This window comes from Streptomyces sp. NPDC041814, assembly GCF_055590565.1.
Map to the genome: position 1 here is coordinate 222,579 of NZ_JBVJAM010000007.1, position 18,442 is coordinate 241,020.

General features: G+C 70.6%; 16 protein-coding genes. 12 read left to right on the forward strand and 4 right to left on the reverse strand.

What is annotated here, in order from left to right; translation table 11 throughout:
* Positions 1-176: 176 nt before the first annotated feature.
* Complete coding sequence (locus ACZ6C6_RS19695; RefSeq protein ID WP_469204408.1) at positions 177-3,026, reverse strand: bifunctional SulP family inorganic anion transporter/carbonic anhydrase; 2,850 nt, start codon at positions 3,024-3,026, stop codon at positions 177-179.
* A gap of 282 nt (positions 3,027-3,308) precedes the next feature.
* On the opposite strand from ACZ6C6_RS19695, the gene ACZ6C6_RS19700 reads away from it, so the two are divergent.
* Complete coding sequence (locus ACZ6C6_RS19700) at positions 3,309-4,622, forward strand: polysaccharide deacetylase family protein (protein WP_469204410.1); 1,314 nt, start codon at positions 3,309-3,311, stop codon at positions 4,620-4,622.
* Positions 4,623-4,727: 105 nt separating this feature from the next.
* Here the strand turns inward: ACZ6C6_RS19700 and ACZ6C6_RS19705 are convergent, their stop codons facing one another.
* Entirely contained in the window at positions 4,728-5,723 is a 996-nt protein-coding gene (locus tag ACZ6C6_RS19705) for an ATP-binding protein (RefSeq protein WP_469204413.1), read from the reverse strand.
* 102 nt (positions 5,724-5,825) lie between these two features.
* Between ACZ6C6_RS19705 and ACZ6C6_RS19710 the strand changes: the two genes are divergently transcribed.
* Positions 5,826-6,650 (forward strand): Fic family protein, encoded by an 825-nt coding sequence (locus ACZ6C6_RS19710; RefSeq protein ID WP_469204415.1) that lies wholly within the window; start codon positions 5,826-5,828, stop codon positions 6,648-6,650.
* 398 nt (positions 6,651-7,048) lie between these two features.
* On the opposite strand, the gene ACZ6C6_RS19715 is transcribed toward ACZ6C6_RS19710, so the two are convergent.
* Entirely contained in the window at positions 7,049-7,888 is an 840-nt protein-coding gene (locus tag ACZ6C6_RS19715) for an HAD family hydrolase (protein WP_469204417.1), read from the reverse strand.
* A gap of 562 nt (positions 7,889-8,450) precedes the next feature.
* Here ACZ6C6_RS19715 and ssd point away from each other — a divergent pair.
* The 7 genes from ssd (at position 8,451) to ACZ6C6_RS19750 (ending at position 13,599) form a co-directional block, all read left to right on the forward strand.
* Positions 8,451-9,512: a septum site-determining protein Ssd gene (gene ssd, locus ACZ6C6_RS19720; RefSeq protein WP_469204419.1), complete on the forward strand. Its 1,062-nt coding sequence runs from the start codon at positions 8,451-8,453 to the stop codon at positions 9,510-9,512.
* Complete coding sequence (locus ACZ6C6_RS19725) at positions 9,509-10,657, forward strand: TadA family conjugal transfer-associated ATPase (RefSeq protein ID WP_469204421.1); 1,149 nt, start codon at positions 9,509-9,511, stop codon at positions 10,655-10,657. Before ssd ends, ACZ6C6_RS19725 begins: the two co-directional genes overlap by 4 nt.
* Positions 10,654-11,538: a type II secretion system F family protein gene (locus ACZ6C6_RS19730; protein ID WP_469204423.1), complete on the forward strand. Its 885-nt coding sequence runs from the start codon at positions 10,654-10,656 to the stop codon at positions 11,536-11,538. Before ACZ6C6_RS19725 ends, ACZ6C6_RS19730 begins: the two co-directional genes overlap by 4 nt.
* The gene (locus ACZ6C6_RS19735; RefSeq protein ID WP_469204425.1) at positions 11,535-12,371 is read left to right on the forward strand and encodes a type II secretion system F family protein; all 837 of its coding nucleotides are present in this window, start codon (positions 11,535-11,537) and stop codon (positions 12,369-12,371) included. Before ACZ6C6_RS19730 ends, ACZ6C6_RS19735 begins: the two co-directional genes overlap by 4 nt.
* A 70-nt stretch (positions 12,372-12,441) precedes the next feature.
* On the forward strand, positions 12,442-12,645 hold the full coding sequence (locus ACZ6C6_RS19740; RefSeq protein ID WP_469204428.1) for a DUF4244 domain-containing protein: 204 nt from the start codon (positions 12,442-12,444) through the stop codon (positions 12,643-12,645).
* A 112-nt stretch (positions 12,646-12,757) separates the two neighbouring features.
* Positions 12,758-13,135: a TadE family type IV pilus minor pilin gene (locus ACZ6C6_RS19745; RefSeq protein ID WP_469204695.1), complete on the forward strand. Its 378-nt coding sequence runs from the start codon at positions 12,758-12,760 to the stop codon at positions 13,133-13,135.
* A gap of 101 nt (positions 13,136-13,236) precedes the next feature.
* Complete coding sequence (locus ACZ6C6_RS19750) at positions 13,237-13,599, forward strand: Rv3654c family TadE-like protein (RefSeq protein WP_469204430.1); 363 nt, start codon at positions 13,237-13,239, stop codon at positions 13,597-13,599.
* Here ACZ6C6_RS19750 and ACZ6C6_RS19755 read toward each other — a convergent pair.
* A complete protein-coding gene (locus ACZ6C6_RS19755; RefSeq protein WP_469204432.1) occupies positions 13,499-16,252 on the reverse strand; it encodes a DEAD/DEAH box helicase in 2,754 nt (917 codons plus the stop codon). The two genes, ACZ6C6_RS19750 and ACZ6C6_RS19755, sit on opposite strands and share 101 nt — an antisense overlap.
* Before the next feature lie 78 nt (positions 16,253-16,330).
* Here ACZ6C6_RS19755 and ACZ6C6_RS19760 point away from each other — a divergent pair, with 78 nt between their 5' ends.
* The 3 genes from ACZ6C6_RS19760 to ACZ6C6_RS19770 all read left to right on the forward strand — a co-directional run bounded on the left by ACZ6C6_RS19760 (position 16,331) and on the right by ACZ6C6_RS19770 (position 18,370).
* Entirely contained in the window at positions 16,331-16,684 is a 354-nt protein-coding gene (locus ACZ6C6_RS19760) for an anti-sigma factor antagonist (RefSeq protein ID WP_164201261.1), read from the forward strand.
* A gap of 304 nt (positions 16,685-16,988) precedes the next feature.
* Positions 16,989-17,447 carry an ATP-binding protein gene (locus ACZ6C6_RS19765; RefSeq protein WP_469204435.1) on the forward strand — a complete coding sequence of 153 codons (459 nt, stop codon included), beginning with the start codon at positions 16,989-16,991 and terminating at the stop codon, positions 17,445-17,447.
* A gap of 266 nt (positions 17,448-17,713) precedes the next feature.
* Positions 17,714-18,370 carry a small secreted protein gene (locus ACZ6C6_RS19770; protein WP_469204437.1) on the forward strand — a complete coding sequence of 219 codons (657 nt, stop codon included), beginning with the start codon at positions 17,714-17,716 and terminating at the stop codon, positions 18,368-18,370.
* Positions 18,371-18,442: the final 72 nt, after the last annotated feature.

The following is an 18,442-nucleotide window of genomic DNA, read 5'->3' on the forward strand; positions in this document are numbered from 1 at the left end:
AGTCCTAAGGCCGGGTGACAAGTGTCTGCCGGGAATTGGTTTAGACCTGTGTCTCGTGTATAGAGGCATGATCCCGCCTCCGCGCCGTGGTGGCACGATGAGGCACACCGTCGGTGTGGGCGCCTCCGACACGGAAGCGGGTTCATCAGGTCTTACGGATCCGGGATGCCCGCGGTTCAGCCGCCCGTACGTGTCAGCTCGGAGGGATGATCCGGCGGGATCGGGTGCGTCGATGCGATCGGGTGTGCTGGTGAGATCGGGTCGAACACCCCGGCCGTGCCGCGCTCCGCGCTTGTGGCCTCGTCCAGCAAATACGACTGGGCCTCGGCCACGTGGAAGTACATCCCGTGGAGCTGAAGAGTGCCGTCCGCGATCCGGCGTGCCACCGATGGATGGGCTCTCAGGTGGTCGAGCTGCTGGACCACGTTGATCAGGCAGAGCTGCTCCACCCCGTCCGCGGGCAGCCGTCCGGAGAGCCGGACCGGGTGGTCGTCACCGGGCGAGGCCACCCGCGCCAGGCTCGGCAGTCCGTGCCGGAGCCAGCGCCAGAGCGACGTGTCCGGGGCTTCCGGGGCGGCTCCCAGCAGGGCGTTCATCGCGCCGCAGTCCGAGTGGCCGCAGACAGTGATGGATTCGACGCCGAGCACGTCCACCGCGTACTCGATCGCGGCCCCCACCGAGTGGTCACCCTTCTCGGCGTCAGGGGGTGGTACCAGGTTGCCGATGTTCCGCACGGTGAAGAGGTCACCTGGGCCACTGGCCGTGATCATGCTCGTCACGAGACGGGAGTCCGCGCAGGTGATGAAGAGCTGAGAGGGACGTTGGCCCTCCCTGGCGAGGCGCGCCAGCTCACCTCGGACCAGGGGCGCCGTATCCCGCTGAAAGGAGCTGAGGCCTCTGACCAGCCGGTGGTCAGGAGCCGGGCGAGGGGGGCGGCCGGCGGACGCGGGCTGCGGGGCGGAGGCGGTCCGGGCGGGGCGATCCGCGTGCGGGGCGGCGGGGGCCTCGGGGGAGGCGGTGGTGCCGACGGCTTGAGGTGGGGCAGAGGAGGGGGTGGGGGTGCCCGGGGCAGGGGTGATGGCGGTCGCGATCCCGGCGTGGGCGGCTGTTGCGGTGCCGACGGTGACTACGGGGCTCGGTTGGTGCACGGCGGCCGGGGCGCTCGCAGCGCGCGGCGGGGCCTCGGCCGCGGTGACATCCGTGTCACCGTCGCGCTCTGTGGGAGGGGCGTGCTCGGGCTGGTCGTGGCAGTGGTGGTTGCGCCAAGGGGTCCATGGCCGGCAGCAGGAGTGCGCCGCCGCGGCAGGTTCGGCGATCCTGCCGCCCGACCTCCCGGCGAATGCCACCCGGCCGCCGTGGGCCGCATGGGCGTTGCTCCAGTCCTGGATCGTCTCGTATGCGGCGTGGTCCATGAACGAGCCGTCCAGCTCCAGGACCACATCCGCGTCCTGGGGGAGCCGCCCCAGGACCCGGCTGAGGCGGGGGACGGCCAGGAAGGTCAACTGGCCCCGTACGACTACGAGATGCTGTCCGTTTCGTTCGGACACGGAGATCCGGGTCTGGCCCAGCCGGTGCAGGGCGACGGCCACTGCTACGGCGATGCCGATGACCACGCCCTTGAGCACGCCGACGACCAGCACCCCGGCGATGGTCGCGCCGTACACCAGGAACTCCCGGTGCTTATGGACGTTGCGGATGTGCGCCAGGCTCACCATCTTGAGGCCGACCATCATCACCAGCGCCCCCAGGGCGGCGAGCGGGATGCGCTCCAGCAACGTGACCAGCAGGCCGGATGCGACCAGGATCCATACACCGTGCAGCACGGTGGACGCGCGGCTGGTCGCCCCGGCTCTCACATTCGCCGAACTGCGCACGGCTCCACCGGAGACCGCGAGGCCCCCCAGCAACCCCGATACCGCGTTGGCGACTCCTTGTGCGCGTAGCTCCCGGTCGAGGTCGGAGCGTTTGAGCAGGGGCGGCGCGGGTCGCTCGATGCCGTCCGGGCCGTCGTGGGCGGTGGCCTCTTCGCCGGCAGGCGCCCCGGAAGTGTCGGTGCGGCCCCCGTTCTCGCGTGCCTCGTCCGTCTTGTGGCCCCGTACCTCACCTGACCGCGCAGGAGAGTCTGTCGAGTGGGCGCGGTTCCGGTCGGCGGCCAGCTTGTCCACGGCGACGGCGGCGAGTAGTGACTCAAGGCTGGCCACCAGCATCATCGTGAACACGGCTGTGGCCAGGCCGAGCACCGGTCCCTGCGGCATTTCGGGCAGGGCGTGCGAGCGCCAGGAGGGCAGGTCGACCCGGGCGATCGAGGGTGCCGCCCACGCGGCCACGGCTGTGGCCAGACCCACGGAGGCCAGGGCCGCCGGAACGCGGCGCAGGAACCGCCCGGTCCGCCCGGGCAGCAGCGGCCACAGTACGAGGACGGCTACGGTGAGCGCGCCGATCAACGGGGCAGCGGGACTGACACGTGCAAGTCGGTCGGGGAGATGCAGCACGTTGGAGATCGCCGAGCTCTGCGGTGAACCGCCCAGCACGATGTGCAGTTGTGCGAGCGCGATGGCCACGCCGATGCCGGCGAGCGTGCCGTGGACGATGGCGGGGCTGACGGCGAGTGCGCTGCGGGCCGCCCGCAGTGAGCCGAGCGCGAGCTGAAGCAGGCCCGCCCCGATCGTGATGGCGCAGGTGGTGCGCCAGCCGTAGATCTGGATCGTCTCGGCCGTGACCACGGTCAGTCCGGCGGACGGTCCGGAGACCTGCAGGGGGGTGCCGCCGAGGAGTCCGGCGACGATGCCGCCGACCGCGGCGGAGATGAGGCCCGCCTCCAGAGGGGCTCCCATGGCGACAGCCAGACCGAGCGACATGGGGATGGCGAGCAGAAAGACAGTGATGGACGCGGACACATCGGCGCCCGGGATGCGGAACCGTCCGCCGCGCGGCGGCGGGCTGTGTGGTCGCTTGACTCCCGAGGACCGGGAGGGACGAGAACTGCGGGACGAGTGGTCATGGCGAGTGGGTACGCAGGCAGACATATTTCCCGTCTCTTCCTGGGCAGCGCGGTCGTGGAACTCGATGACGCGGCCGTGGGTCACGGCATGCAGCGGCGGGATATCTCAACTCTCGGTAAATGAATCGTAATGGAGAGTAAAGAGCCGTGTCCAGGATTAGGGGCAAATGGGCCACTCAGTCACTCATTCCGGTGAATAGTCAGCTTTTCATTCGGCCTGTCGTGCTGGCTCTTGGGCAGTGCGTGCGACTTTGGCGGCGCCGTGTCGGCACCCGGCGCAAGCTACCTGCGAGAAAGAGGTGGGCGGATGATGGCCGCCGCGAAGAAGTCGATGGGCGCCACGAGAAGGATCGGCCTGGGCTTCGTGGCCGTCGTACTGGTCGTGGGGGCGGCCGGGTGCTCGGGCAGTGGCTCCGGCGGGGAGCGCTCCGGCCTCGGGGCCGTCAACGGCGCCGCGGGAGAGAAGAAGAAGGGTGCCGAAGCCGCACCCAAGCGCGTGTTCCGGGCCATCGGCGATGGTTCCACCGCGTTCACGGGCGTACAGCCCAAGCAGCCGGCAGTGAGTCGCCTGACGCCGAGCCAGAAGCCTCCGCAGTTCGTGGTGTTCTCGTGGGACGGTGCAGGCGAGGACAGTCAGCGACTTTTCTCGCACTTCCGCGAGGTGGGCAAGAAGTACAACGCCGCGATGACGTACTTCCTGAGCGGCGTCTATCTGCTGCCGGAGGGGAAGCGGGCCCAGTACGACCCGCCCAAGCACAATGCCGGCGCCTCGGACATCGGTTTCAACGACACCAACGGCATCCGCGACACCCTGACCCAGCTCCGCGGTGCCTGGCAGGACGGCAATGAGATCGGCACCCACTTCAACGGGCACTTCTGCGGCAAGGACGGTGGCGTCGGCACCTGGTCCGTCGAGGAGTGGAAGAGTGAGATCAGCCAGGCCAAGTCATTCGTGAAGGGCTGGAAGACGAACGATCCGGTCCTCAAGGACGAGAAGGCGCTGCCCTTCGACTACGACAAGGAGCTGGTCGGCGGCCGCACCCCCTGCCTGGAGGGGCAGAAGAACATGGTGGCGGCGGCGCGGACCATGGGGTTCCGCTACGACTCCAGCGGTGTCAACGACCAGGTGTGGCCCCAGAAGAAGAACGGTGTGTGGGACCTCTCCATGCAACTGGTGCCGGTCCCGGGGCGCGACTTCGAGACCCTGTCGATGGACTACAACTTCATGTTCAACCAGTCCGGAACGACGCAGGGCGACCCGGACAAGCACGAGTACTGGGGAAACCAGATGCGCGACGGCCTGCTACAGGCCTTCGGCCGCGCGTATGACGGCAACCGGGCGCCCCTGATCATCGGCAACCACTTCGAGTCCTGGAACGGTGGCACGTACATGCGCGCCATCGAGCAGACGATCGCGGCGGTCTGCACCAAGAAGGACGTGCGCTGCGTCTCGTTCAGGCAGCTGGCGGACTGGCTCGACGCCCAGGATCCGGCGACCCTGGCGAAGCTCCGGACGTTGAAGGTCGGTCAGGCCCCCGACGGCGGCTGGCCCGCGTTCCTCAAGGCAGGCGCGGGCCGGGAGCGGTCGGCCGCGGCTGCGGGGGTCCCGGCCGGTCGTTAGATCCGGACGCCCCGGGCGCCGGGCAGAAGCCGTGCCCGGCGCCGTTCGGTGCGGCCGACAGTGCCACGGCGACGCCGTGGACGGTCCGCCCGTGAGCTCAGTCACTCACGCGAACTGGGTGGCTTCGGCGCGGATGAAGCGCTCGTCCAGCACGAAGCCGGGGTCGACCTGCGCGGCGAGGTCGGCGCCGGTTTTCTCGTTCCCCCAGCTCTCCGCGTTCTTCAGGTGGAAGTGCACCATCTGGCGCGTGTAGCGGGCCCAGTCCCGGCGCTCGTACGAGTCCTCCGCAGCGTTCTGCAGGGCCTGCAGTGCCATCCGGTTGTCCGCCTCAAGCAGCTCGAAGCGGGCGGGTCGGCCCTTCTCCATGGCCCGTACCCAGTCGGAATGGCCGACGGTCACCAGCAGGTCGTCGCCCACCTCGGAGCGCAGGAAGTCCAGGTCGTCCTCGCCCTGCACCTTGTTCCCGACGACCTTCAGATCCACGCCGAAGTCCCGTGCGTACTCCTTGTACTGGCGATAGACGGAGACGCCCTTGCGGGTCGGTTCGGCGATGAGGAAGGTCATGTCGAAGCGGGTGAACATGCCTGAGGCGAAGGAGTCCGAACCGGCGGTCATGTCGACCACCACGTACTCGTCGGGCCCGTCCACGAGGTGGTTGAGGCAGAGCTCCACCGCGCCGACCTTCGAGTGGTAGCACGCCACGCCCAGGTCCGATTCGGTGAAAGGCCCCGTGGCCATCAGCCGGATGTCTCCGTCGTCGAGCCGGACCGTACGGGCACAGGCGTCGAAGATCGGGTTGTCCTCGCGTACGCGCAGGAGGCGGGAGCCTTCGCCCGGCGGCGTCGTCTTGATCATCGTCTCTGCCGAGGCGATGCGCGGATTGCTGCCGCGCAGGTACTCCTTGATGAGAGGCAGCTGGGCACCCATGGCGGGCAGCGCTGCGGATTCGTCCTCGTCAAGGCCGAGCGCGGCTCCGAGGTGCTGGTTGATGTCGGCGTCCACCGCGACGACGTGGGCTTCATTGGCTGCGAGGTGGCGGATGAAGAGCGAGGACAGCGTGGTCTTTCCGCTGCCGCCCTTCCCTACGAAAGCGATCTTCATGTTCACCTAGGGTAGTCGATCGATCGCAACGAGTTGTCTGAGTTCGTGAAGAAGGCCACTCCCGGCTGGTGGGTGGGCAGGAGGCGCGTAGCCTCGCTACTTATGAGTACGACTTCCTCGGACCCGCTCGTCTCTCTGGGCGCTCTGCCGGGCGTGACCGACGCGGTGGACTCCGTACGTAAGGCTGTGGACCGGGTCTACGGCCACCGCGTGATGCGGCGCCGCAGCAACGAAGTCACGGCGGAGGCCGCTCTGCGAGGCGCGCGTGGATCGGCTGCCCTGTCCGGTGCCGACTGGAACCTCGAAGAGGTGCGCCGGCGCACCGATTTCAGCGGTGACGACGAGGCGCGTGTCGTCGGAGCTGCGCTTCGCCTGACCGCGGAGGCGGGGCAGCTGCTTTCCATCTGGCGGCAGTCGCCGCTGCGGGTGCTGGCTCGGCTCCACCTGGTGGCGGCCGGCAGTGCCGCTCCGGAGGACGCGGTCGGCCGGCCCCGGATGGCGGGCGAACCGGTGGACGAGCCCCTGATCGAAGCGCCGCTGCCGGACGCGAACGAGGTCGCGGGCCGCCTGGAAGGCCTTAGCGGGATCATCCTTTCGGGGAGTGAGGCGCCCGCTCTGGTGACTGCCGCCGTCGTCCACGGAGAGCTGCTGGCACTGCGCCCCTTCGGTTCGCACAACGGCCTCGTGGCGCGGACCGCGGAGCGGATCGTACTGATCGGGAGTGGGCTCGACCCCAAATCGATCTGCCCGGCCGAGGTCGGACACGCCGAGCAGGGGCGGGCGGCCTACGTAGCCGCCTTCGACGGCTATCTGTCCGGCACTCCGGACGGCATGGCGGCCTGGATCGGTCATTGCGGGCGCTCGGCGGAACTCGGCGCCAGGGAGTCGACAGCGGTGTGCGAGGCGCTGCAGCGAGGCGCCGCATAACGAGGGCGGTCGCCCGTCGCAGGCTTCCGCCGGTCGCTTTCCTGCGGGACGGCACTGTCATACGGGCTGAGCATGGTTGCGGCGGTACCGGTCTCGGTACCGCCGCTGGCACGTCCGCCCGGTTACCAAGCGTCCTCGATATGTGCCCATCAGGGCAGAGACTTTGTCCGCTCCTGGTGTGGCTGGCCCGTAATCGACGGGTCGACGTCGCGTGGGTGCCGGGTTTTCATGCGCGGTCCGTGGGGCCTTTGCTGCGTAATTCAGGTCATCCTCGCGGATGTCCTTGGTCTCGCGGGCCGTTGAATCCTTTGTACTCCAGGGGCCGGTGGAGCGGTAGTGGTGGCCGCACTTCTTTACTTTTAGGTTCAATTACGGACGAGTTGGTTCAATCAGTCGGATCAGGCGGTAGCCGTGCCGGCCCGTCGGCGGGCGGCGTACCAGACGGCTCCCGCTGTGAGTGCGGCCGCACTCACAGCGGCCGCGGCCATGAGGGCCGGTCGCGGCGGCAGGGAAAACGCCGAGAGGCGCTGCTTGAGGCGGACCGGCCGGTCGAAGGCGAGAATCGGCCACTCGCGGAGCGTGGCCTCCCGTCGCAGCGCGCGGTCCGGGTTGACTGCGTGGGGGTGGCCGACGGATTCCAGCATCGGGACATCGGTGGCCGAGTCGCTGTACGCGTAGCAGCGAGCCAGGTCGTACCCCTCGGATTCCGCGAGCGCCTTGATGGCTTCGGCCTTGGTGGGGCCGTACGCGTAGTACTCGACCTCGCCCGTGTAGCAGCCGTCGTCACCGACGACCATGCGGGTGGCGACGACGCGGTCGGCGCCGAGCATTTCGCCGATCGGTTCGACCACCTCCGCGCCCGAAGTCGAGACGATCACGACGTCGCGGCCGGCGGTGTGATGCTCCTCGATGAGGGTCGCCGCCTCGTCGTAGATGATCGGGTCGATCAGTTCGTGCAGGGTCTCGGCTACAAGTTCCTTGACCTGCTGCACGTTCCAGCCTTTGCAGAGTGCCGAGAGATATTCGCGCATCCGCTCCATCTGGTCGTGATCCGCGCCCCCGGCAAGGAACACGAACTGTGTGTACGCGGTACGCAGCACCGCGCGGCGGTTGATCAGCCCGCCGTGGTAGAAGGACTTGCTGAAGGTCAGTGTCGAAGACTTCGCAATGACCGTCTTGTCCAGGTCGAAGAAGGCGGCTGTGCGCGGCAAGAAGCGGTTTTCCACACGGCAGAGCATAGGGGCCCGCCATTCGGCGTAAGCCCCGGCGCGTGGGTTTGCCTGAGAAGGGCCTCGGGTACACCATGGAAGTCACGGATCGTTCGCGACCGTGCTAACCCGGTCCGGCTCCTCCCCCCCCGAGTCGGCCGTGGGGACGACCCCCGCTCTCCCCCCCGGCGGGGGTCGTCGCATGTCCGGACGCGGTTTCTCGCGCGGATTCGACCATTTCTCCTCCCTTCTGCTCCCAGTCGGGCCGTTTCCGTGCCGACTCTCTTCAGCGTGCACTGTGACGCTGGGTAGCGAAAGGGTCGCACCGGGAAGTCACCGGTATGAGCGACGAAGTTATTCACAACCACTGAGTTGTCCACGGTTTTTGAGCAAGATCCACATGATTTCCGGAAGCGCTGCACCGTGATTCCACCCGTGAACTCCACGGGTACCGGAATCACCGCACTCGGACGTGCTCCGAGAGCGCCGCGAACCGCGGCGAAGGTGAGTGATGGAGGGGGAGAGCGTGGCCGAATCCAGTGCGCAGGACCGATGGGCGGCTGTCACCGCGAGGCGAGGTGGGCCGCTGATCGTGACCGAGGACGTGGACCTGCTCGACGACCTGCTGCGGCTGTGTGCCGCCGCTGGTGCGGAACCAGAGGTGCATCACACGCTGCCCGACCATCGGGACGGGTGGGAGCAGGCACCCATGGTCCTTGTCGGAGACGACGCGGCCGCACGGTGCCGCGGCGCGGCGCGCAGGCGCGGCGTCATGGTTGTGGGGCGGGGTCAGGATGTGCCGGACGTGTGGCGTCGAGCCGTTGAGATCGGCGCCGAGTGCGTGATCCGGTTGCCCGACTCCGAGACCTGGCTTGTCGACCAGATCGCCAACGCCTCGGAAGGCGTCGGCAGGCCCGCCGTCACGGTCGGGGTGATCGGGGGCCGGGGCGGTGCGGGTGCCTCCACTCTGGCCTGCGCCCTCGCCGTGACCGCGGCCAGGGCGGGGCAGCGGACCATGCTCGTCGACGGGGACCCGCTGGGCGGTGGCATCGACGTGCTGCTCGGCGGCGAACGGGCGGACGGCATGAGGTGGCCGGATTTCGCCCATTCCAAGGGTCGGGTCGGCGGGGGCGCGTTGGAGGAGTCGCTGCCCGCGCTCCACGGTCTTCGGGCACTCAGCTGGGGCCGTGACGACTGGGTGGTGATCCCGCCACCCGCCATGCGGGCGGTGCTGGCCGCCGCGCGCCGGCTCGGCGGGGTGGTGGTGGTCGATCTGCCGCGACGGGTGGACGAAGCGGTTGCCGAGGCCCTTGCTCAGCTGGACCTGGGGCTTGTGGTCGTTCCCGGCGAGCTGCGCGCGGTCGCGGCGGCCAAGCGGGTGGCATCGATGGCCGGGATGGTGCTCGACGATCTGCGGGTCGTGGCACGGGGGCCGTATGCGCCGGGGCTCGACGCGGAGTGGGTGGCCCGAGCCATGCGGCTGCCGCTGGTCGGTGAGGTCCCGCTGGAAAGAGGGCTGTCCGCCGAGCAGGACGCCGGCGAGCCGCCCGGTGGCAACGCGCGCGGACCGCTGGCCAGATTCTGCACCGCCTTCTGGGAACAGGCGCTGGTGGGGGAGAGCGTCAGCGCCCAGGTCGCCGGAGGCACTCCATGAGCGAGGCGCTGCTCGACGCGGTGAGGCAGCGGCTCGCTTCCAGCGGCACTGCTCCGACCCCGGCAGGGGTCGCCGCAGCTCTGCGGGCACAGGGGCGTCTGCTCGGCACGGCTGAAGTGCTCGGCCGTGCTGACGAACTGAGAGGGGAACTGATCGGGGCCGGGGTATTGGAGCCGCTCCTCGCCGACCCCGATGTCACGGACGTTCTTGTGTCCGCGCCCGACCGGGTCTGGGTGGACCGGGGCGGCGGACTCGAACTCACCCAGGTGGCGTTCCCGGATGCGGCTGCGGTCCGCAGGCTGGCCCAGCGGCTCGCGGCCGTGGCGGGACGCCGGCTGGACGATGCCAGGCCCTGGGTGGACGCGAGGCTGCCGGACGGCACCCGCATGCACGCCGTCCTTCCCCCGGTATCGGTCGGTTCGACGTGCCTGTCGCTGCGGGTGGTCAGACCCCGGGCCTTCTCACTGGCCGAGCTGGTCGAGGCAGGGACCGTGCCGCCCGGAGGCGACCAGATACTGAGGGCCCTGGTGGAGGCGAGGGTCTCCTACCTGATCAGCGGTGGGACGGGGGCGGGGAAGACGACTCTGCTTTCCAGCCTGCTGGGGGCGGTGGGGGAGCGCGAGCGGATCGTGCTCGCCGAGGACTCGGCAGAGCTGCGACCGGACCACCCGCACGTCGTACGGCTGGAGTCACGCCCCGCGAATCAGGAGGGTGCCGGACGGGTGACCCTTCGGGACCTGGTGCGCCAGGCCCTGCGTATGCGTCCCGACCGGCTGGTGGTCGGTGAGGTGAGGGGAAGCGAAGTGACTGAGCTCCTGGCCGCCCTCAACACGGGACATGAGGGAGGCTCAGGAACTGTTCATGCCAATGCCGCCGGGCACGTCCCGGCACGGTTGGAGGCGCTGGGAACCGCGGCGGGGCTGGACCGGCTGGCGCTGCACAGCCAGTTGGCGGCGGCTCTGTCGGTCGTCGTCCACCTCGTACGGGACAGGACGGGACGCAGGCGTATTGCGGACGTCCACGTGCTGGAGCGGGATGCGGCCGGGCTGGTGGTGACCGTTCCGGCACTGCGGTGGGGCACCACGGGCTTTGAGCGTGATCGCGGCTGGGAGCGGCTGCACGAGCTCATCGGGGGTGCGTTGTGACCGGAGAGACGGCGCCCGTCGGGGTGCCGGACGTGGTGCACGCCGCGGCGCTGTGTGCCGCCATGGCGGCGTGGCTGGTGGTGATCGGACGTAGTCGACCGCTGCGCCGGGCGCGAGCGCTGCTGGCCGACGGGAGCGACCGATCGCCGGCCGGGGAGAGGTGGCGGAGGGTCCGCAGCCGGATCGAGAACCGGCTGCGAGGGCGGTGGGAGTGGCTGTGCCTGCCGTTGGCTTCGGTGCCGGCGATTCTCGGGCAGTCCGCACTGCCGTTGATCGCGGGGGCCGCCGCCATTCCTCTGGCACGGAAATCGCTGCTGAAGAGGCGGTCGCGCCAAGAACAGGAGGCGCGGGCGAATGGGGTGGTGGACCTGTGCGGTGCGCTGGTCGGCGAACTCAGGGCCGGTCGCGAGCCGGGAGAGGCGCTGCTCGTCGCGGTGCGCGGCACGGACGTCATGGGCGAAGCCGGACTCGGGGTGTCGGCTGCCGCGCGGTTCGGGGGCGATGTGCCGCGAGCTCTCGTCCTGGCGGCGGGTGAACCGGGGCTGGACCGGCTGACCGGAGTGGCTGCCTGCTGGCGGGTGGCGGTGGGCAGCGGCGCCGGGCTGGCGGCGGGCCTGGGGCGGCTCGAAAGCGCTCTGCGCGCCGAACGGCGTCAGCGGGATGAACTGCGGGCGCAACTCGCGGGGGCATGGTCGACGGTCGCGGTGCTCGCTGTGCTTCCCGTGCTCGGCCTGGGACTCGGTTCCGCGCTGGGCGCGGACCCGCTGAAGGTGTTGCTGCACAGCACCGTCGGACTCATCTGCTTGGTGGCCGGCGTCCTGCTGGAGGGATGCGGTCTCTTCTGGGCTGCCCGGATCGTCCGTGCAGGGGAAGCGGGATGAGCGCTTCGGCCGGAGGGATGGTCCGGGCGGCGGAAGCCGTTGCGGTGGCGCTGTGCCTTCATGCACGAGTGGTCATGCCCTTGGCGCGGCGGCAGGCCGGCCGGCGGGTGCGGCGTCGGGGCGAGCGCCTTCTGGCGGTGGGGCCGGCGGCTCCCGGGGCGTGGACGGGGCCGGTCCGGGCGCCTGGGACTCGGGTGGGCCGGGCGGTCCCCGTCGGCCCGGCCGGACAGTGGGTGGTGCTGTTGGCGGTCGTGCTGACCGGGTGGTTCCTCGTGGGCGGCCTGGCCGGCTGGGCGGTCGGCCTGGCCTCGGCCTGCGGTGCGCGGAAGTGGCAGAGGTACAGGCTCGGGAACGCCTCGCGACTCGCCGCCGAGGCCAGGGCCCGAACGGCGACCGTCCGACAACTGCCCATGGCGGCGGACCTGCTGGCTGCCTGTCTTTCTGCCGGTGCCGGTCCGGTGGAAGCGGCCGAGGCGGTGGGGGAGTCCCTGGGCGGTCCGGTGGGCGATCAGCTCGCCCGGACGGCGGCGGAGATCCGGCTCGGTGGAGACCCGGCTGTCGCCTGGGGGAGGTTCGGCGGGATACCGGGGGCGGCCGCCCTGGCCGGTTGCCTGGACCGGGCGGGCTCGACCGGGGCCCCGGCGGCGGAGCCGGTGGCCCGGATCGCCGAGGCGTTGCGGGCCGAGCGGGCCAGGGCTGCCGTAGCGCGGGCGCAGAGGGCCGCAGTGATGGTCACCGCGCCGGTGGGGCTCTGCTTCCTTCCCGCGTTTCTGTCGGTGGGCGTGGCGCCCGTGGTGGTCGGGCTGGCCGGAGGCCTGCTGCAGCCGGCGTAGTCCGGAAAGCGAAGACGTAAGAGCAGTGCAGCCGTGTTGTACGCAACCAATGTGTCGGGGGTTTGAAGTGATGCGCAAGATCAAGAACTGGACGTGGTCCGTCGTTCGTCTCGCACGGTCCCGGACCGACAGCGGAATGACGACGTCCGAGTACGCGGTGGGCACGATCGCGGCCTGTGCGTTTGCCGCCGTGCTCTACAAGGTCGTCACCAGTGCGGCGGTGATGTCCCAACTGCAGTCGCTGCTGAAGGGTGCACTCGATGCGAAGTTCTGAGGCCGTTGCGGGGGTGGCACACGCCGGGCCTGCAGGCCGGCCGGTACGAGAAGAGAACGGGCGGCACGAGGGTGACGTGCCGGGGGCCAGGGGACTCGGCGATCGGGGGGCGGTGACGGCGGAGGCGGCCATGGTGATCCCGGTGCTGGCGGTGTTCGCTCTGGCCTTGCTGTGGGCGCTGATGGCCGCGTCGGCCCAGATTCGATGTGTGGACGCGGCCCGGGCCGGCGCCCGTGCGGCAGCCCGTTCGGAGCCGGCGCCCCAGGTGCGGGAGGCCGCTCTTTCTGCCGCGCCCAGTGGGGCTTCGGTCGAGGTGGAGCGGGCCGGAGCGCTGTGGCGGGTGACGGTGACCGCTCCGACACCCGGGCCCGGGCGCCTCGCCGTGACGCTGAGTGCGGAGGCGGCGGCCGCGGCTGAGGAAGCCCTGGTGCCTGCCCCCTTGACCGCCATGGGCACGCCGCACCCGGCAGGGGAAGGGCAGGGCCGGTGAAGGCGCGGGGCCGGGGCCGGTGGGACGGCGCGCTGGTTCGGTGGCGGGGGCGGCGTCGGTTGCCGCCGGGGGATCAGGGGCTGGCGACCATTTGGGCGGCGGTGGCCACGACGACGCTGTGCACCGTGTTCGCGGTGGTCCTGGCGCTGGGACAAGTGGTGGTCGCCCGGCACCGGGCCGGAGGCGCGGCCGATCTGGCGGCGCTGGCGGCGGCGGACCGGGCGCTGGAAGGCACGGAGCCGGCCTGCGCGAAGGCCGAGGAGGTGGCCAGGGCACAGGGGGCGGAGGTGGTGCGGTGCGCGCTGCTGGGGGAGGTCGCCGATGTGACGGCCCGGGTGCGGTTCGGGCCGTACATACCGGAGGTCAGGTCCCGGGCGGGGCCGGCGGAGGGTGCTCCCCCTGCGGGCGCGCCGCCGCCCCGGGCGGGCCGGGATCAGCGGCGCGGGCCGGCCCCTCCGCCGTAGCACCCCGGTCTCCCGGCGCAGCGCCCCGGCCCTCCGGCGTCGCTCCGGGTCCCTCCGCTGTGGCGGCCGGCTTCCCTGGAGTCGCGCCCCGGCCCTCCGGCGCAGCGTCCGGATCCCCCGCCACAGCCCCCCGGCCCACGGCCGCAGCGCCCGGCCCGTCGGCCGCGTCCGGCCCGTCGGCCCTGCCCGGTCCCTTTGGTGTGGCATCCGGGGCGGTGCGGAGGAGTTCCGTGAGGAGGCGGACGGCGCCTCGTTTGTGCAGGGGGTCGTTGCCGTTGCCGCACTTGGGGGACTGGATGCAGGACGGGCAGCCCGCGTCGCACTCGCAGGACGCGATGGCCAGCCGCGTGGCGGACAGCCACTCGCGGGCGGTGTGGAAGGCGCGCTCGGCGAATCCGGCGCCGCCCGGGTGGCCGTCGTACACGAAGACCGTGGGCAGCAGGGTGTCGGGATGCAGGGGGACGGACACCCCGCCGATGTCCCAGCGGTCGCAGGTGGCGAAGAGCGGCAGCATGCCGATGGAAGCGTGCTCGGCGGCGTGGAGCGCGCCGCCGAGGATCTCGGGGTTGATCCGGGCGGCGTCGAGCTGGTCCTCGGTCACCGTCCACCAGACGGCGCGGGTGCGCAGCGTGCGGGGCGGCAGGTCCAGCTTGGTCTCGCCGAGCACCTCGCCGGTGATCAGCTTGCGGCGGAGGAAGGAGACGACCTGGTTGGTGACCTCGACGGACCCGTAGCAGAGGCGGCCGTCCCCCCAGGGGATCTCGGTGTCGGTGTCCAGGACGGCGATGGAGGTGGTGTCGCGGGCGGTGGTCGAGTACGGCGGGTCGGCCTGTTCGACCAGGGCCACGGAGTCCTCCAGGTCCAGTTTGCGGACGAGGTAGGAGCGGCCCTGGTGGAGGTGGACGGCGCCCTCGTGCACGGCGCTGTGGGCGGCGGACTCGTCCACAGTGCCCAGCAGCCGCCCGGTGCCCTCCTCCACGATCTGGACGGGGCGGCCGCCCTCCCCCCGGATGTCGGTGAGGTCGGCGGCCCGCTCGCGCCGGGTCCAGTGCCAGCCCGACGGCCGTTTGCGGAGCAGCCTGGCGGCCTCCAGCTGGGGGAGGAGCCCGGGTGAGGCAGGGCCGAAGAGCTGGAGGTCGTTCTCGGTGAGCGGCAGTTCCGCGGCGGCGGCACAGAGATGGGGGGCGAGGACGTACGGGTTGTCCGGGTCCAGGACGGTGGACTCCACGGGCTGCTCGAACAGGGCCTCGGGGTGGTGGACCAGGAAGGTGTCCAGCGGATCGTCGCGGGCCACCAGGATGGCGAGGGCGCCCTGCCCCGCCCGTCCGGCCCGGCCCGCCTGCTGCCAGAGGGACGCCCTCGTCCCGGGGTAGCCGGATATGACGACGGCGTCGAGCCCGGAGACGTCGATGCCGAGTTCGAGGGCGGTGGTCGCGGCGAGGCCCAGGAGGCTGCCGGAGTGCAGAGCGCGTTCCAGGGCGCGGCGTTCCTCGGGGAGGTACCCCCCGCGGTAGGCGGCGACCCGGGACGGCAGGGTGCGGTCGACCTCGGCGAGACGCTCCTTGGCGATGACTGAGATCAGCTCGGCGCCGCGCCGGGAGCGTACGAAGGCGACCGAGCGGACGCCCTGGACGGTGAGGTCGGTGAGCAGGTCGGCGGTCTCGGCCGTGGCGGTTCGGCGTACGGGAGCGCCCTTCTCGCCGTGCAGCTCGGTCAGCGGGGGTTCCCAGAGGGCGAAGACCAGTTCGCCGCGCGGTGAGGCGTCGTCGGCCACCTCCGTGACGGGGAGGCCGGTGAGGCGCCCGGCCGCGAGGGCGGGCTCGGCCGAGGTGGCCGACGCGAGGAGGAAGACGGGATCGGAGCCGTAGCGGGCGCAGAGGCGGCGGAGCCGGCGGACCACTTGGGCGACGTGCGAGCCGAAGACGCCCCGGTAGGTGTGGCACTCGTCGATGACGACGTAGCGCAGTGAGCGCAGGAAGGAGGACCAGCGGGGGTGTGACGGGAGGATGCCCCGGTGCAGCATGTCGGGGTTGGTGAGGACGTAGTTGGCGTACTGGCGCACCCATTCGCGTTCCTCGACCGGCGTGTCGCCGTCGAAGACGGCGGGCCGGACGCCGTTGCCCAGAGGGGCCGCGAGTGCCTTGACCGATCGCCGCTGGTCAGCGGCCAGAGCCTTGGTGGGGGAAAGGTAGAGAGCGGTGGCGCCGCGCCCATTCGGGGCTTCGGAGCCGTCCAGGAGGGCGCTCAGGACCGGGGCGAGGTAGGCCAGGGACTTGCCGGAGGCCGTTCCGGTGGCGATCACCACGGACGTGCCGTCCAGTGCGTGCTCCGCGGCGGCCGCCTGATGGGCCCAGGGGTGGTCGATGCCGGCCTTCTGGATGGCGGCGATCACTTCCGGACGGATGCGGTCGGGCCAGACTGCATGGGTTCCCGCGCGCGGGGGCAAGTGCTCCGTATGAGTGATGCGCGCGGACCGGCCCGCCCCTGCGGCGAGCCGGTCGAGGACCATGTCGGGAGAGGGACGGGAGCCCCCACTCCCCGGGGGTCGACTGGGGCGTTGATTCTTGGCCATCGGCACCGAGTGTGTCACTGGCGAGGCGGACAATGGTCCGAAGGCGTCGTGCATGGCTGCCGGTAAGTGATTGAATGCCATCGCGGCTGGCGATCCGTCCCCCGGCTCCGTCGGGGAGACCGAGGGGCGACCGCTCGATAGCAAGGTGCTGGAGGATCCGTGGACCTGTCCTTGTCGACTCGCAATGTGTCCGGCCCTGGTGGCGACCGTACGGTCGTCGAGGTCGGTGGCGAGATTGATGTGTATACCGCGCCCAAGCTGCGCGAGCAGTTGGTCGAGTTGGTGAATGACGGCAGCTACCACCTGGTTGTCGACATGGAAGGCGTCGACTTCCTCGACTCCACCGGCCTCGGCGTGCTCATGGGCGGCCTGAAGCGGGTCCGGGCCCATGAGGGCTCGCTGCGTCTCGTGTGCAACCAGGAGCGCATTCTCAAGATTTTCCGGATCACCGGTCTGACCAAGGTGTTCCCGATCCACACCACGGTCGACGAGGCCGTTGCGGCCACCGACTGACGTCAGGTTCGGCGCCGGACCGGTTCGTGCCGGTTCGGCGCCCGACCGCCCGTGACGGCTCCGGAGTGCGTTCTTCCGGGGCGGTGGTCTCTGCTCCGCCGTGGCCGGTGGGGCGTGCCCGGGCTGCCGGGGTCACTCGGTCGGCGGCCCGCGGCCGGTTTATTTGTCAGCTGTTGTTCGTCAGCCGCCCGACGTCCGGGAGAGTCCGCTCGAAGCCGGGAGCCGGGGTCCGCAGAAGGGCCCGGGGCTTCGGGCCGCGCGGCCTGTCCCTGGCATGCACATACGTACGTTCGAGGGGGATCGCATGGCCACCGTTGAACTCCGCTTCAGTGCCCAGCCCGAACACGTCAGGACCGCCCGTCTCGTGGCGGCGGCCGTGGCGCGCAGGGCCGGAGTGGACGAGGCCGTGCTCGACGAGGTCCGCCTTGCGGTGGGTGAGGCGTGCAGCCGTGCCGTCGGCCTGCACCGCGGCCACGGCATCACGGCTCCTGTCACGGTCCGCCTGATCGAGGAGGAGAAGACCTTCGCCATCGAGGTCGGGGACGAGGTGCCGGGCCCCGGCGCCGACGGCTCCGTTCCCGGCGGTGTCTCCGGACGACGCGGTTCCGCCGGGGGACTCGATGAGCCCGAGGCCGACGACGAGGACGAGATGGGCCTCGCGGTCATCAGCGGCCTCGTTGACGACGTGGAGGTCAGGTCCGGTGCGGATGGCGGAGTCATCCGGATGAGCTGGCCGAAGACGCCGGTCGCCGTTCTTCCCTGAGCGGAGCCGGTCCGCGTCAACGACGGCCGATCAGTTCTCTTTGCTGTGTGCTGTCCTGAGGCGGTGTCGGCCCGGCAGCCCTCCCGTGAGAGGGAAGAATCGTTCGCTTGTTCCCCTCGCTGAGGGCTGTCCGGGTGAGTTGCGTATCCCTCATTTCCCTTGGTGCAAATGGCTGCAAAAGCCTGCCTATCGGACGCCCGGCACCCGGATGGAGGGCGTTCGGCGTGTAAGTTCCGGGGCCGAGAGCCTTGGAAGGGACCAAACCGGTGAACAAGAAGCTTGCAGCCGCGCTGTCCGGCGGTGCGGTACTCGTACTGGCACTGTCGGGCTGTAGCGACGACAGCGACGACAAGGTAAACGACTGGGCGAAGAAGGTCTGCGACCAGGTTCAGCCGCAGCTGCAGAAGATCGCGAACGCCAACGCGTCCATCCAGCAGCAGACCTCCGACAACAGCAAGCCCGCGGACGTCCAGAAGACCGACTCCGAAGCCTTCCAGCAGATCTCGCAGGCGTACAAGGCACTGGGCTCGGCCGTCGATTCGGCTGGACCGCCGCCGGTGGACGACGGTGAGACCACGCAGAAGGAGGCCGTGAAGGAACTCAACGCCTCCTCCGCGGCCTACGCGAAGCTCCAGGAGAAGGTCGACGACCTGGAGACGAAGGACCAGGGCAAGTTCGCCGACGGCCTCAAGGACATCGCGGAGGAGCTGAACAAGATCAGCACCAGCGGTGACCAGGCGCTGCAGAAGCTCCAGTCCGGCGATGTCGGCACCGCGATGGCCAAGCAGGAGGGTTGCCAGAAGCCGACCGCCTCGGCGTCTCCCTCGGGCGGTGCGTCGGACGACTCCGAGCCCTCCGCCAAGCCGTCGGCCGAGTCGTCGAAGGAAGCGTCTCCCTCCGCGTCCGCCAGTAAGAAGGCGTAACCGCGCGGTCGGCGTCGCGGCCCGCGGAGAGCGGACGGAAACCGGGTGAGCGGCCCGGCCACCCCGGGGACA

What these genes read in the sequence shown, in the direction of transcription:
- ACZ6C6_RS19765 (WP_469204435.1), top strand. Translation starts at nt 16,989, where the DNA reads ATGGCCACCGTTGAACTCCGCTTCAGTGCCCAGCCCGAACACGTCAGG.
- ACZ6C6_RS19705 (WP_469204413.1), bottom strand. Translation starts at nt 5,723, where the DNA reads ATGAAGATCGCTTTCGTAGGGAAGGGCGGCAGCGGAAAGACCACGCTG.
- ACZ6C6_RS19740 (WP_469204428.1), top strand. Translation starts at nt 12,442, where the DNA reads ATGCGCAAGATCAAGAACTGGACGTGGTCCGTCGTTCGTCTCGCACGG.
- ACZ6C6_RS19755 (WP_469204432.1), bottom strand. Translation starts at nt 16,252, where the DNA reads ATGGCATTCAATCACTTACCGGCAGCCATGCACGACGCCTTCGGACCA.
- ACZ6C6_RS19695 (WP_469204408.1), bottom strand. Translation starts at nt 3,026, where the DNA reads ATGTCTGCCTGCGTACCCACTCGCCATGACCACTCGTCCCGCAGTTCT.
- ACZ6C6_RS19735 (WP_469204425.1), top strand. Translation starts at nt 11,535, where the DNA reads ATGAGCGCTTCGGCCGGAGGGATGGTCCGGGCGGCGGAAGCCGTTGCG.
- ACZ6C6_RS19725 (WP_469204421.1), top strand. Translation starts at nt 9,509, where the DNA reads ATGAGCGAGGCGCTGCTCGACGCGGTGAGGCAGCGGCTCGCTTCCAGC.
- ACZ6C6_RS19715 (WP_469204417.1), bottom strand. Translation starts at nt 7,888, where the DNA reads ATGCTCTGCCGTGTGGAAAACCGCTTCTTGCCGCGCACAGCCGCCTTC.
- ACZ6C6_RS19700 (WP_469204410.1), top strand. Translation starts at nt 3,309, where the DNA reads ATGATGGCCGCCGCGAAGAAGTCGATGGGCGCCACGAGAAGGATCGGC.
- ACZ6C6_RS19710 (WP_469204415.1), top strand. Translation starts at nt 5,826, where the DNA reads ATGAGTACGACTTCCTCGGACCCGCTCGTCTCTCTGGGCGCTCTGCCG.